The organism is Vibrio sp. CK2-1, from assembly GCF_021726515.1.
Classification (GTDB): Bacteria; Pseudomonadota; Gammaproteobacteria; order Enterobacterales; family Vibrionaceae; genus Vibrio.
Genome location: NZ_JAKKCJ010000003.1, coordinates 237,872 through 252,955, shown reverse-complemented (window position 1 = coordinate 252,955; position 15,084 = coordinate 237,872). Strand labels below are relative to the sequence as shown.

The following is a 15,084-nucleotide window of genomic DNA, read 5'->3' as shown; positions in this document are numbered from 1 at the left end:
CCCTTGGCTCAGGTCTATCGAAACTTAACTTAGCCTTGAAAAAAAACGCTGACAAGCATTTTCTGTCTCGTCAGCGTCAATCTTTTAACTAAATTTGTTGAATATCACTAGTTTGTGACTTCAATCACACAACCTGTAGGGTCATTTTCTAGTGCTAACGGTAAAACTTCGTCTAACCACTGTACTGGTCTGACATTTAAGTCACCGATAACATTGGCTGGAATGTCTTCCAAATCACGCTCATTTTCTTTTGGAATAATGACCGTTTTGATTCCACCACGGTGTGCTGCCAACAGTTTTTCTTTCAAACCACCGATCGGAAGTACTTCACCACGTAGCGTAATTTCACCTGTCATCGCAACATCGGCTCGTACAGGATTACCGGTTAAGCTCGAGACTAATGCGGTACACATTGCGATACCAGCACTCGGGCCATCTTTCGGAGTTGCGCCTTCTGGTACGTGAACGTGAATATCACGTTTTTCGTAGAAATCAGGGTTAATACCCAGTTTTTCTGCACGAGAACGAACCACCGTCATGGCAGCCTGAATAGACTCTTGCATCACATCACCCAGTGAACCGGTATAAGTTAATTTACCTTTACCAATCATGGATTGTGTTTCAATGGTCAGCAAGTCACCGCCCACTTCAGTCCAAGCAAGCCCTGTCACTTGACCAATACGGTTACTTTCTTCGGCTTTGCCATAATCACAACGTTGTACCCCTAGATACTCTTTCAAGTTATCCATAGTGACGGTCACTGATTTTAGCTCGCTGTTCAATAAGATATTTTTAACCGCTTTACGGCATATCTTCGAGATTTCACGCTCAAGACTACGTACACCTGCTTCACGCGTGTAATAGCGGATAATACCGATAATCGCTGAATCTTCGATCACAATCTCGTGAGGCTTCAGACCATTGCGTTCAATCTGCTTATCCACTAGGTGACGTTTAGCAATGTTAAGCTTTTCATCTTCGGTATAGCCCGACAAACGAATTACTTCCATTCGATCCAATAATGGACCTGGAATGTTCATTGAGTTCGACGTCGCAACAAACATCACATCAGAAAGATCGAAATCCACTTCTAAGTAATGATCGTTAAATGAGTTGTTCTGCTCAGGATCAAGGACTTCTAACAATGCTGATGATGGATCACCACGCATATCTGACGCCATTTTATCAATCTCATCCAATAGGAATAATGGGTTTTTCACGCCCACTTTCGACATTTTTTGGATCAGTTTACCTGGCATAGAACCGATATAAGTACGGCGGTGACCACGGATTTCCGCTTCGTCACGCACGCCACCTAGCGCCATACGAGTATATTTACGACCCGTTGCGGCAGCAATTGAGCGACCAAGAGAGGTTTTACCTACACCTGGAGGCCCAACTAGGCACAGAATCGGCCCTTTAAGCTTGTTGATACGGTTTTGCACCGCTAAGTACTCAAGAATACGTTCTTTCACGCGTTCTAGACCGTAGTGGTCTTCATTAAGCACTTCTTCCGCTTTAGCTAAATTCTTTTTCACTTTAGAGCGTTTCGCCCAAGGTACACCAACCATCCAGTCGATATAACCACGAACCACGGTTGCTTCTGCCGACATTGGCGACATCATTTTCAACTTTTGTAGCTCTTGCTCGGTTTTTTCACGAGCTTCTTTTGGCATTTTCGCGTCTTCGATTTTCTTTTGCAGAGCTTCGAATTCATCTGGAGCATCGTCCATATCGCCAAGTTCTTTTTGAATAGCTTTCATTTGCTCATTCAAATAGTACTCGCGCTGGGATTTCTCCATCTGCTTTTTAACACGGCCACGAATGCGTTTTTCAACTTGCAGCAAGTCAATTTCTGACTCCATCATGCCCATTAAAAACTCTAGGCGCTCAACGACATCGGTGATTTCAAGCACACGTTGTTTATCATTGAGTTTTAATGGCATATGAGCGGCGATGGTATCTGCAAGGCGCGCAGCTTCATCAATACCATTAAGCGAAGTCAGAACCTCTGGTGGGATCTTTTTATTTAACTTGATAAAACCTTCAAATTGATTAATCGCACTACGAACAATCACTTCTTGTTCACGATCATCAATGTCAGGGGTTGCTAAATATTCAGCATCGGCAGTGAAGAATTCTTCATTAGAAAAAGCATGCACCTTGGCACGCTGCTGCCCTTCAACCAATACTTTTACCGTACCATCTGGCAATTTCAATAACTGCAAAATAGTGGCAACTGTACCTGTTGAAAATAAATCATCGATGTTGGGTTCATCGGTTTCCGCATCTTTTTGAGCCACCAACAAAACTTGCTTGTTGGTATCCATTGCGGTTTCTAAACATTGAATCGACTTTTCACGGCCAACAAAAAGTGGAATGACCATGTGTGGGTAAACCACAACATCACGTAGGGGTAATACGGGAATCTCGATACGCTCGGAACGCTCCAAGTTCATATTATTCTCTCTATTCCGTTTGCACATTCATTGAAAAGTATATGGGGGCTATCTTGCTAGTTTCAATAACAAAATAAAAAAAGGAGGCACAAAGCCTCCTTTAAATTCATATTTTGGTGATAACTCGAATTATTCAGAGCTAGCGAGCTGGTTTTCAGCGTTTTGATAAATCAACAATGGCTCAGATTCGCCTTTGATTACAGATTCATCAATCACCACTTTGGTCACTTCTTTATCAGAAGGTAACTCATACATGGTTTCTAGCAGAACCGACTCCAAAATAGAACGTAGACCACGAGCACCGGTTTTACGCTCCATTGCTTTTTTAGCAATCGCTTGAAGCGCATCTTCACGGAACTCAAGCTCAGCACCTTCTAAATCGAATAAGGCACCGTATTGCTTAGTCAGTGCGTTTTTCGGTTCACAAAGGATCTGAATCAACGCTTCTTCATCAAGTTCGGTCAAGGTAGTAGTCACTGGTAGACGACCGATAAATTCAGGGATCAAACCATATTTCACCAAATCTTCTGGTTCAACTTGTTTGAATAATTCACCTGCACTTTTCGCTTCATCTTTACTGCGCACTTCCGCGCCGAAACCAATACCAGTACCCACAGCAACACGTTGTTCAATCACTTTATCTAGGCCAGCAAACGCGCCACCACAGATGAATAGGATTTTAGACGTATCAACTTGTAAAAACTCTTGTTGAGGATGCTTACGACCACCTTGTGGTGGAACCGATGCAACGGTACCTTCAACTAGTTTCAACAATGCTTGCTGTACACCTTCACCCGATACATCACGAGTGATCGATGGGTTTTCCGCTTTACGAGAAATTTTATCAATCTCATCGATATACACGATACCGCGCTCTGCTTTCGCAACGTCGTAATCACATTTTTGCAGCAGCTTTTGAATGATGTTTTCTACATCTTCACCAACGTAACCTGCTTCGGTTAACGTAGTCGCATCTGCCATAGTGAACGGTACATCAAGAAAACGAGCCAAAGTCTCAGCTAGCAAAGTTTTACCACTACCGGTTGGACCGATAAGCAAGATATTACTTTTACCTAGTTCAACACCGTCTTTGGTCTTATCACCATTACGTAAACGCTTATAGTGGTTGTAAACCGCAACAGACAGCACTTTCTTGGCATAGTCTTGGCCGATAACATAGTCATCTAAGTGTGCACGAATTTCTTTAGGTGTCGGAAGCGCTTCCGACTCTTTCTTTGGAACTACGTCTTTCACTTCTTCACGTATGATGTCGTTACATAAATCGACACATTCATCACATACGTAAACGGAAGGACCTGCGATCAGCTTGCGAACCTCGTGCTGGCTTTTACCGCAGAAAGAGCAATACAGCAGTTTAGTACTACCACCCTCTTTGCTTTTATCTGTCATTCGCTAACCTCTTAGCCTTTAATTCTTCTGTTCAGTCTACAACAATTTGACTCACAATGCCTTATTGATAAAAGACAATGTACTAGGTTGAGACCAATAAACCTCACTCTATTTAGTGAACAAGACCGTATTTATTACTGCGATCTTTCACTCAATAAAGTGAGGGTTGTTCATTTATGCTGGGCGTTTTTCCAATACTGCATCAACCAAGCCGTAATCCACTGATTGTTGAGCTGACATGAAGTTATCACGGTCAGTATCACGTTCAATGATTTCAAGCGGTTGGCCAGTATGTTCTGCTAATAGATTATTCAAACGTTGCTTAATCGTTAGAATTTCTTGCGCATGAATTTGAATATCAGAAGCCTGACCTTGGAAACCACCTAATGGTTGGTGAATCATCACGCGAGAATTCGGTAGGCAGAAACGCTTACCTTTTTCGCCACCAGCAAGTAAAAATGCACCCATAGAGCAAGCTTGCCCCATACATACCGTACTTACGTTTGGCTTAATAAATTGCATCGTATCGTAAATCGACATCCCTGCAGTCACAGAGCCGCCAGGTGAGTTGATGTATAAGAAAATATCTTTATCTGGGCTTTCAGATTCTAAGAATAATAATTGTGCGACCACAAGGTTTGCCATGTGATCTTCAACTTGTCCGGTTAAAAAGATAATACGTTCTTTTAGTAGGCGAGAATAGATATCGTAAGAACGCTCACCACGAGAAGTTTGCTCTACCACCATTGGCACAAGCGCATCAACAATTGGAGACATTGTATTATTTTCTTGGTAGCTCATTTTCGCTTTCCCTGTAGTAGATAGGTTTACCAATATGATTGATTACTAATAATAAACAAAACTGTGTTAATCATAAACCTAGATGCTTACCAATACCATTTAGATAGCTTGAAAACTTGTAGATAGTTTGAAACCCCATCAAATGGTCTGCAAGCCAAAATAAATAGCCTAAATAAGCTAAAAAATAAAATGGCCCGAATGAACCTCTCTAAATAGTAGAGTGTCATATCGAGCCATTGTTAGCAGAAGAGTCGAAACGCTGTCAACTCTTCTACTCAGCGAAACCTGATTTCACTTAATAAATTGAGTGATTAAGCAGGTTGTTGCTGGTTCATTAACTCATTGAAGCTCACTTCTTTATCAGAAACTTTTGCTTTAGCAATGATTGCATCAATAGCTTGATCTTCTAGTGCTACGTTGCGGATGTTGTTCATCATCTGCTCGTTTTGCTCGTAGTATGCGATCACTTCTGATGGATCTTCGTAAGCTGTCGCCATTTCTTCGATTAGCGCTTTAACGCGATCGTCGTCAGCTTTTAGCTCTTCAGACTTGATTACTTCACCTAGAAGTAGGCCAACTTTTACGCGACGAGCAGCTTGCTCTTCAAATAGTTCACGTGGAAGTTGAGCCGCTGCTTCAGGGTTACCACCGAAACGTTGAGCTGCTTGTTGACGTAGCACTTCGATTTCTTGATCGATAAGTGCAGAAGGTACGTCCATCTCGTTTTGTTCAACAAGACCATTGATCGCTTGCTCTTTAATACGGCCTTTAACCGCTTGCTTAAGCTCACGTTCCATGTTTTTACGTACTTCAGTTTTCAGTGCTTCAACGCCACCTTCGTTTACGCCAAACTTAGCAACGAACTCATCTGTTAGCTCAGGAAGCTCACGAGTTTCAACTTTGCTTAGTTTGATGTCGAACTTAGCTGATTTACCTTTTAGGTTTTCAGCGTGGTAATCTTCTGGGAAGTTTACGTCGATAGAGAATTCTTCGCCCGCTTTCTTGCCTAGGATTCCGTCTTCAAAACCAGGGATCATACGACCTTGGCCCATTTCTAGAGGGAATGCTTCTGCTTTACCGCCTTCGAATTCTTCACCGTCGATGAAGCCTACGAAATCGATTGTTGCACGGCTATCAGCGCTTACTGCTTCTTCAACTTCAGCCCAAGTAGACTGTTGCTTACGAAGTGTTTCAAGCATTTCAGCTACGTCTTCATCTTTTACTTCTACTGCTGGTTTCTCAACAGTGATGTTTTCAAGACCTTTCAATTCAACTTCTGGGTAAACTTCGAAAGTTGCGTTGAAAACAAGATCTTTGCCTGCTTCAGTTTCAACTGGAGCGAATGTTGGTGCGCCCGCTGGGTTGATTTTTTCTTTAACGATTGTTTCGATGAAATGACGCTGCATCACTTCACCCATCACGTCTTGACGTACTGCTTGGCCGTACATTTGTGCAACCATCTTCATCGGTACTTTACCTTTACGGAAACCATCGAAACGACGGTTTTTCGCGATGTTGCGCAATTCAGCTGTTACTGCATCTTCGATGTTAGCAGCAGGAACAGTAATAGTAAGACGGCGTTCTAGGCCTTCTAGAGTTTCAACAGTAGCTTGCATTATTTATAAACCTCAAAACTGGCTCAGTAATTATGAGCATATGAGCTAGACCTACCCTTTGGATAAGTGTTCGCCTCATTCCTTGTGTTGTGCCCAATTTGGACACATAAAAATGGTGAGCATCAACCAACGTAACTATGTAAACATGATTAAAGTAAACACAATTAAACCGATGATTGAACTAATGAGTGAAACCTTCTTCATTTTTATTAAAGATAGAATCGATAATCAAAAACAAAGAAAAAGGCCTCTCCTATTAGTCTCAGGATAAATTTCAGACGCGCCATTCTAGCGGTATGAATTGAGCCTGTCGAGTCAAGTCCTAAATTCTCACGCGCTCATTCTCTGCTTTTTTATCCATAGCAGAGAATGATCACGTTTCAGAGATGGGGTCATTCAATTCTTTTTCAAGGGAGTTACGATTGTTTTTGAATTAACTGGTCAAAAATATCGCAACTATCGGCACATTAAAGCTATAAGTTGCAACGATCGCTGTTTGAAAAGTTAATCAAATCCGCATCTCAGTTCGAACATCAAAAAACACCGCGCTGGATAAATCAAAATACAGTGGCACGGTTTCGCCTACCTTGGCATCAAATTCTGCCGATAGACGACAAGCGACATGCTCTTGATTGATTTCAACAATCGCGATGGTATCTGGCCCAGTTGGTTCTAATACATCAATTTGCATCGGGATTTCAGTAAAGGTGCGCTCTTCTTCGCTCGGTTGTTCAGTGATGTATTCAGGTCGTAATCCAATAATCACCGTCTCGCCATCAAACTTACGCAAGCGATCAGGTAGATTGATTTTGTGGGCTTTGCCATCTCCGGTCCAAATTTCACCTTGCGGTTTATCTTCTGAATCGAGATCCACTCGCGCTTTAATAAAGTTCATTGATGGCGAGCCCATAAAGCCAGCTACAAACATATTATTGGGTTGGTTATAGATTTCTTTTGGTGTACCTAATTGCTGTAATTCACCATCTTTCATCACCGCGATACGATCAGCGAGTGTCATAGCCTCAATTTGATCATGAGTAACATAGACTATGGTGGTATTTAATTGTTGATGCAGGCGTTTAATTTGTGTGCGCATTTCCACTCGTAATTTCGCATCTAAGTTAGAAAGCGGCTCATCAAATAAATACAATTTAGGCTGACGAGCCAACGCACGCCCCATGGCAACACGCTGACGTTGTCCCCCCGAAAGTTGTGCTGGTTTTCGATCAAGTAAATGATCGATTTGCAGCATTTCCGCTACGCGATTCACTTCTGCATCGATTTTGACTTGCGGCATTTTGCGGATCTTCAAACCAAACGCGATATTGCCGCGCACCGTCATATTTGGGTACAAGGCATAAGATTGGAATACCATAGCAATATCACGATCTTTAGGTTCAACATTCGAGACATCCACACCGTCGATCACAATCTCACCCGAGCTAATTGATTCCAACCCTGCGATAGCATTCATCAAGGTAGATTTACCGCAACCCGATGGGCCGACCAGAATTAAAAACTCGCCCGACTCTATTTGGATATTAATCCCTTTCAGTGTTTCATTGTCCGCATTGCGGTAGGTTTTACGAATTTGATTAAGTTCTAAAGCAGCCATTATTATTTTTCCTTTTAAGCTAAATTGGCGTTGTTTGAGGCTTTGTGTTTCCGCTATCCCTTCACGGAACCAGCAGTCAGCCCTCTCACGAAATACTTCCCTGCCACGACATAGACCAACAAAGTCGGCAATGCAGCAATAATGGCGGCAGCCATATCAACGTTATATTCTTTGACCCCGGTACTAGTGTTGACTAAGTTGTTAAGCGCCACGGTAATCGGCTGAGTTTCCGAACCGGAATACACCACACCAAACAAGAAATCATTCCAAATTGAAGTAAATTGCCAGATCACCGTCACCATGATGATAGGAGTAGAAAGCGGCAACATGATGCGGAAGAAGATAGTAAAGAACCCCGCGCCATCTAACTTAGCCGCTTTGACCAATTCATCAGGAACCCCAACATAAAAGTTACGGAAAAATAGCGTGGTAAAGGCCAATCCATAAATAACATGGACGAAAACTAAGCCTGTTGTCGTGTTTGCTAAACCAAAGAAACCTAGCGTTGCCGCCATTGGAAGTAACACCACCTGAAAAGGAATAAAGCAGCCAAATAGCAATAAGCTAAACAGTAGGTTGGATCCTCTGAACTGCCATTTGCTGATCACATAACCATTAAAGGCGCCCATCAGTGTTGAAATCGCTACCGCTGGAATCACCATCTGAAAGGAGTTCCAGAAATAACTTTTGATCCCTTCACATTTCACGCCAGTACAAGATGTCGACCAAGCTTTATGCCATGCATCGAAAACCCACTCAGTCGGCAGCGACATTAGGTTACCGGTACGAATATCGCCCAAGCTTTTAAATGAAGTGATCACCATGACAAACAGCGGCATCAAATACAGCACGCAGAAAAAAAGCAGCAAGCTGTAAATCGCGATGCGTCCGACTCGCTTGGAATTAAAATAATTGGTTTTCTTAGGTTGAGACGTTCGGTTTTGAAGTTTCAGATTTTGGGCCATCATGACTTCTTCTCCCTTAATTCTGAATACAGGTACGGCACTAAAATGGCTAATATCCCAGCCAACATCATCATGGCACTCGCCGAACCTAATGCGGTTTGACCACGGGTAAATGAATAGGCATACATAAATAGCGCGGGTAAATCAGAGGAATAACCAGGCCCACCTGCGGTCAAGGCTGTGACCAAATCGAAGCTTTTTATCGCGATATGTGAAGTTATGATCACCGCGCTAAAAAACACTGGGCGCAAGCATGGCATCACAATGCTCCAGTAAATACGCGGCAGACTGGCACCATCAATTTGCGCCGCTTTAATAATTGAAGAATCGATACCGCGAAGCCCAGCTAGAAACATCGCCATCACAAAGCCGGATGATTGCCAAACCGCAGCGATGACTAAGGTATAAACCACCATATCCGAGTCAACAATCCAGTCGAATGTGAAGTCTGTAAAGCCCCAATCTCGTACCATTTTTTCAATGCCAAGGCCGGGATTTAATATCCATTTCCAAGCGGTACCTGTGACAATAAATGACAGCGCCATTGGGTAGAGGTAAATACTGCGAATCACCCCTTCATTACGGATATTTTGATCAAGGAATATTGCCAGCCCTACCCCTAATACAATCACAATGGCTAGAAATAACAGCCCGAAAATACCTAAGTTAGTGATCGAGGTGATCCAGCGGTCGTTTTCCATCAACTTGGCATATTGGCCAAAGCCAGTGAAATTAAAGCTAGGTAAAAAGCGAGAATTGGTGAGCGATAAAGCCCCTGTCCAAATAATGTAGCCATAGATGCACACCACGGTAATCACCAAGGTAGGTGCTAGTACAATTTTAGGCAGCCAATGTTGCAGCCTATCTGCCAATTTAAGTTTTGGCGCGGCTCGCCGAGTAGGCATGGCTGAGCCTGATTGAGCACCGCCCCTTTCGTGAGGTTGATGCTTAGTGGAATCGAAAGCGTTGTCCATAACCGATCCTTTGTTTACATCCATACCTAAAATGCAATTGAATGAATTTTAGGCAAAGGTTATCTAGGCTACGTGAATTCACACGCAGCCTAAGTTCAGTGAGATTTATATTTAAGAAGGGTTATTGAGCCGCTTTAACCGCTTTCGCGAGTTTCTCAGCCGCCGCTTTTGGATCGGCATCTTTATCGTTAAAGAAGTTAGTGATCACATCAAACATCGCGCCCTGTACATAGCTGGTTGTGGACATGCCATGCGCCATACTTGGTACTAAACCACCTGTATCCGCCGTTGCTTTAAATGCTGCCATCGAATCTAAGGCACATTGATCAAACTTCGACATATCCATATCTAGACGAACCGGAATCGAGCCTTTATTCAAATTAAAAACTTCTTGGAAAGGTTTAGACAAAATGGTTTTCGCCAAATCTTGCTGCGCTTTTTGATTCTCTTTATCTTTAATTTGGAAGAAGGCAAAGCTATCCACGTTGAAGGTAAATGAATCAGAAGTGCCCGGTGTTGGTGAACAAGTATAGTCGGTACCCGGCTGTTTATTGGCCGCGCTGAATTCACCTTTCGCCCAGTCGCCCATCACTTGCATTGCCGCTTGGCCATTAATTACCATTGATGTGGCAACGTTCCAATCTCGACCTGGCGAGTTACTATCGATATAGTCACGAACCTTTTTAAAGGTAGTGAAAGCCTCAACCATTTTATCGCCCGATAATACATCTTGGTCTAGCTCGACAAAGGCTTTGTTGTAATCTGCGTTACCTAGCTTCTCAAGTGCAATCGCTTCGAATAATGTCGCATCTTGCCAAGGCTGACCGCCGTGAGCTAAAGGAATAATACCGTCGGCTTTTAACTTATCGCCCACTTTAAAAAATTCATCCCAAGAGGCCGGTACTTTCAAGCCTTCTTTATCAAAAATCGCTTTGTTCGCCCATAGCCAGTTTACACGGTGTACATTGACGGGTACCGCCACATAGTGACCTTCATATTTCGCAGTATCCGCAACGACTTTCGGCAAGATACCATCCCAATCACCTTGCTTAGCCACATCATCAAGGTTGGTTAAAAAGCCTAAGTCTGCCCATTCTTGAATGTTATGACCTTTCATTTGCGCCGCAGCCGGAGGGTTACCCGATACCGCGCGAGTTTTCAGCACTGTCATGGCACTTTCACCACCACCACCGGCTACCGCGAAATCTTTCCAAGAGTGACCATCTTTTTCCATCATCTCTTTAAGTACCGCGACCGATTTCGCTTCACCGCCTGAAGTCCACCAGTGAAGTACTTCGACTTCCCCCGCTTGAGATAGTTGTGATGTAGAAAGCAGCGCAAGGGTAAGAAGACTTTTTTTCATTGTATTCATCGTCATCGTCCATGTTTAGTTATTGGTTGTTGGTTATTGCTTATTGGATTAGAGCCAGACACCGTAAATCATCCTAATTGGCCCAGCAGTGGTTTGGCTTAACATCACTATATGCAAAGAGTGGTAAGAGCATCGGCACGAAAGGTAACACCACTGTAACAAATGTGTTACATGTGAGTTTTGTCACTATGATTCACTACAAATCTACTGGGGGAGTTGAGTATTAAACGGCAAGATCACTTGAACATGTAAACCGGCATTAGGGGCATTTCGAATATGAATAGTGCCGCCATGAGCATGCAAAATATTACGGCAAATACCCAGACCTAAACCGTGCCCTTCTTTATCTTTGGCTAACCGAACATAAGGCTCAAACACCGATTCTAATTGGGTTTCTGGGATTCCAGAGCCTTGGTCGACAAAATTGAGTTCCACATAATCTTGAGTTTGCTGGCAAGTAATATTGAGGCTATTGCCATATTTGACCCCATTATCGACTAGATTAGTCATCACTCGCTTTAAGGCTAACGGCTTGCCTAATACTGGAGCGATAGTCTCTTTAGGTAAGGTAACTTTAGTGTGATGAACATTATGGGTCTCTGCCGCCGCAAGCAACAGTTCATTGAGATAGACGAGGTTTGAGTTTTCATGCAACTCAGTGTCATGCACACACTGTAGTGCCCCTTTAACCATCATTTCGAGCTCATCTAAATCTTGATTAAACTTGGCGCGCTTTACGTCATTTTCTAGTAGTTCCGCTCTTAAACGTAAGCGAGTAATCGGAGTTTTAAGATCATGAGAAATCGCTGAAAACAGCTGCTCTCGATCCATCACATAATGACGAATACGTTGCTGCATACGATTAAACGCAAGGGTTGCGGTCACGACCTCATTCGCGCCTTCTTCTGGTAAAGGTGACTGTTCGCCATCAATACTCATCTGATTAGCCGCTCTGGCCAAGTTACGTAAAGGTCGCACCTGACGACGGATCATAAAGTAGCTAAAAAGCAGCAATAAGGCAGTAGAAAGAAGCAAATACAACCATTGAGATGGCGGTAAAATCGTGTCTTCTAACGTGTTGTAAGGTGGCGGTAATAGCGCGGCAATATAAATCCATTCATCCGATTCAAGCTCAATTTGCACTACCATAATCGGCGGATCCAATGGCTCTAGCGTCAGAGTATAGTGCGCCCAGGATTTAGGGAGATCACTTAAATAAATATCGTTTTTTAAAATCTTTAGCTGTTCCGGCTTAGAGAATTCCACATGAATCGAACGAACATTATTCAACTTATCGCCAAGCGCTTCAGCCATTGAATTTATTGCCACTTGTTTTAAGCGGCTATCGTTAATCGGTTGAATATCAAGGTACTCATGATTAAACGACACGAAAAATCGCGTGCCGCCCATTTTGCGTAATTGCTCCATGATCACATGACGATAGTTCACCGGTAGCGCTTGAAAATAAGATACGGTAGAGGCAAATAATGACGCCATACTCACTGTAGTGGTTTTAATTCCCGCCTCTTCTTGCTGACGAGAATTGGTATACCAAATGGCGGTCGAGATACCTTGAGCAAGCACTACAGTTAATAGCGTGAGCATGAGTGTACGTGCAACTAAGGATTGAGACTTCCAAAAATAGCGCATGCGACTACGCCACCCTAGACTGAAAATACATCATGAGATTACTGACCATAATGCACTGGCGCGGTAAAAATATAACCATTACCTCGCATGGTTTTAATGTATTTGTGCTGCTTGCCAGTATCGCCTAAACGTTGGCGTAAGCGACTTAGTTGTACATCAATTCCACGTTCAAGTGGCAAAGCTTCACGGCCTTTGATTTCATAGGAAATAGTATCGCGATCGAGTACTTCATTGGGGCGAGACAAAAATAGCATCAAGAGCGAAAAATCACTGCCTGACAATTCAATTTTTTCTTGTGTTTCGGTGTGATAAGCGGTGTGAGAAAGAGTATCTAGTTTCCAATCACCAAATGAGATCACACTAGGGTTGGCTTGTTCATCAATATGAGTGCGGCGTAACAGCGCTTTAATTCTCGCCATAAGCTGCCTAGGGCTAAACGGCTTGGCGATATAATCATCGGCACCAATTTCCAGACCGACAATTTGATCGGCTTCATCGGATACCGCGGTCAGCATAATAATTGGCACATTAGAATGCTTACGAACATGCTGGCATAAGCTAAAGCCATCTTCGCCAGGTAGCATGACATCGAGCAGTAATAGATCGGGATAGCTATGCTGCGCAATATAATCACGCATTTCATCACCATCATTGACCGTCGAGACAACAAACCCCATCTTACTTAAATACTCATCAAGTAACTCTCGGATCTCCTCATCATCATCCACGACTAATATATGCTTATATTTCTGCGTCATTTCCCTACAACCTAAGTGTTTATACTTTGCTTATTCCATTGGCAAAGGCATTTGTTAACACAATAGTAACAATCAGTTCTCAAGGCGAGGAATTCCTCAAGATAGGTTGTAATAACTTGACCTAAGTCTAGGGTAGCAACTAACGCCTTGCGCCCCCTAGCCTTCCCCCACCCGTTCTTCCTCCAAAATTACCACTTCTAATATTAGGGCGAATTGCTGGTCGAGTAGTTGGTCTTGTTGCAGGTCGAGTAACCGGCTTATTCGGTGCACGATCTAAAGTGGGCCTTTGTTTACTTTTCCATTTAGTTTGCAGCGTTTGTTTTTGCTCGGTGGTGAGCTGAGTATCCGACACTTTCTGGCGTACCGCTTCACGCTTTTCCATTATCGCTTGCTGCTTATCTTCCGGCAGTGACTCAAACTTCTGATTAAAATCTTTTTTCAATGCGGGGATATCTGGGCCATCGCCCTCTTTCCAGCCATCAATCTTATCTTTAATCTGATCTTGTTTTTCAGGATCAAGCGTATGCCACCAATTCTCGACAACTTGCTTAAACTCACCATCAGTGTGACAACAATCAGGATAAACATGATCTTGATAAAACCAGAAATCATCATGCCACCAGCTATCGGTGTAATAGTAATTAGTTGAGGTAGAAGGAACAGATGAAGAAGAAGAACAGCCAGCTAATATCGCAACCAGCAAGCTAACTAAAATACACTGACTTTTTTTGAAGGCTGTTTTTTTGAAGACTATTTTTTTGAATACCGATAGCATAATAACTCTCCTAGAATACTTCTTCACTGTACCTTAATTATACCCAATTAAAAATCCCACCTAATCGGAACTAGGTGGGATCTTGTCATGATATTTTTCAGCATCACTTAAAAATATAACAGTGCAGATTTGTTACTCATCTTTCACTCGAGATTTAATACCGCTTCCGGCATCTTTTAATAAATCGATTGGCGATAAAATTACCCCTTTTACTGCCCCTTGCGCCGCTTGTTTGGATAGCTCTTCACTTTTATCCATCAGCTCATCTACTTTGGCTAACATAGGCGGCACATCTTGACGCAGTTGAGCTGATTCTTTTAAAACACCAGGAAGCGCCTGTGTCCGAATCGCTTTCACTTCAGCCAATACACTTGGAATATTCGTATTGATTGCAGAGGCGGTTTTATTGACCTCACCTACCGTAGTATTCACTTCACCAATAGTCTTATTGATATCTTGCGCGGTTTTCACGGCATCCGGTGTGATGGTGGCAAACTTATCTGCTACCTCAAGCCACTGATCGATTTTCAATGTTTGCGCAGTATTTGAAATTTCCGTCAGCATCTCGGGGTACCTATCGACTACCGTATTTACCGTAGAAGTGAAGCTATAAATGGTATACCCCAGATAAAAAATCGACGCGGCTAATACCGCCTGAATCACCATTCCAATACGAGCCATTGTTTATT

At 42.9% G+C, this 15,084-nt stretch carries 12 protein-coding genes; all 12 read right to left on the bottom strand.

From position 1 onward, the window contains the following. Window positions 1-107 precede the first annotated feature (107 nt). Window positions 108-2,459, bottom strand: a complete 2,352-nt coding sequence (gene lon / locus L3V25_RS09825) for an endopeptidase La (protein WP_237295190.1) — start codon at window positions 2,457-2,459, stop codon at window positions 108-110. A 129-nt stretch (window positions 2,460-2,588) separates the two neighbouring features. After that, window positions 2,589-3,869, bottom strand: a complete 1,281-nt coding sequence (gene clpX / locus L3V25_RS09820) for an ATP-dependent protease ATP-binding subunit ClpX (protein WP_237295189.1) — start codon at window positions 3,867-3,869, stop codon at window positions 2,589-2,591. 174 nt (window positions 3,870-4,043) lie between these two features. Next, entirely contained in the window at window positions 4,044-4,670 is a 627-nt protein-coding gene (clpP, locus tag L3V25_RS09815; RefSeq protein WP_027697062.1) for an ATP-dependent Clp endopeptidase proteolytic subunit ClpP, read from the bottom strand. A 311-nt stretch (window positions 4,671-4,981) separates the two neighbouring features. Continuing rightward, window positions 4,982-6,286, bottom strand: coding sequence for a trigger factor (gene tig / locus L3V25_RS09810; protein WP_237295188.1), 1,305 nt, complete (start codon window positions 6,284-6,286; stop codon window positions 4,982-4,984). A gap of 508 nt (window positions 6,287-6,794) precedes the next feature. After that, window positions 6,795-7,901 carry a sn-glycerol-3-phosphate ABC transporter ATP-binding protein UgpC gene (gene ugpC / locus L3V25_RS09805; protein ID WP_237295187.1) on the bottom strand — a complete coding sequence of 369 codons (1,107 nt, stop codon included), beginning with the start codon at window positions 7,899-7,901 and terminating at the stop codon, window positions 6,795-6,797. Window positions 7,902-7,954: 53 nt separating this feature from the next. Further along, the gene (locus L3V25_RS09800; protein WP_237295186.1) at window positions 7,955-8,869 is read right to left on the bottom strand and encodes a carbohydrate ABC transporter permease; all 915 of its coding nucleotides are present in this window, start codon (window positions 8,867-8,869) and stop codon (window positions 7,955-7,957) included. Then, the gene (locus L3V25_RS09795; protein WP_237295404.1) at window positions 8,866-9,771 is read right to left on the bottom strand and encodes a sugar ABC transporter permease; all 906 of its coding nucleotides are present in this window, start codon (window positions 9,769-9,771) and stop codon (window positions 8,866-8,868) included. The genes L3V25_RS09800 and L3V25_RS09795 overlap by 4 nt, the downstream gene beginning before the upstream one ends. A gap of 190 nt (window positions 9,772-9,961) precedes the next feature. After that, entirely contained in the window at window positions 9,962-11,212 is a 1,251-nt protein-coding gene (locus tag L3V25_RS09790) for an ABC transporter substrate-binding protein (protein WP_237295185.1), read from the bottom strand. Window positions 11,213-11,416: 204 nt separating this feature from the next. Further along, window positions 11,417-12,862: an ATP-binding protein gene (locus L3V25_RS09785; RefSeq protein ID WP_237295184.1), complete on the bottom strand. Its 1,446-nt coding sequence runs from the start codon at window positions 12,860-12,862 to the stop codon at window positions 11,417-11,419. 38 nt (window positions 12,863-12,900) lie between these two features. Next, on the bottom strand, window positions 12,901-13,620 hold the full coding sequence (locus L3V25_RS09780) for a response regulator transcription factor (RefSeq protein WP_237295183.1): 720 nt from the start codon (window positions 13,618-13,620) through the stop codon (window positions 12,901-12,903). Between the two features lie 139 nt (window positions 13,621-13,759). Further along, window positions 13,760-14,395: a hypothetical protein gene (locus L3V25_RS09775; RefSeq protein ID WP_237295182.1), complete on the bottom strand. Its 636-nt coding sequence runs from the start codon at window positions 14,393-14,395 to the stop codon at window positions 13,760-13,762. Window positions 14,396-14,527: 132 nt separating this feature from the next. Further along, complete coding sequence (locus L3V25_RS09770) at window positions 14,528-15,076, bottom strand: hypothetical protein (protein ID WP_237295181.1); 549 nt, start codon at window positions 15,074-15,076, stop codon at window positions 14,528-14,530. Window positions 15,077-15,084 lie beyond the last annotated feature (8 nt).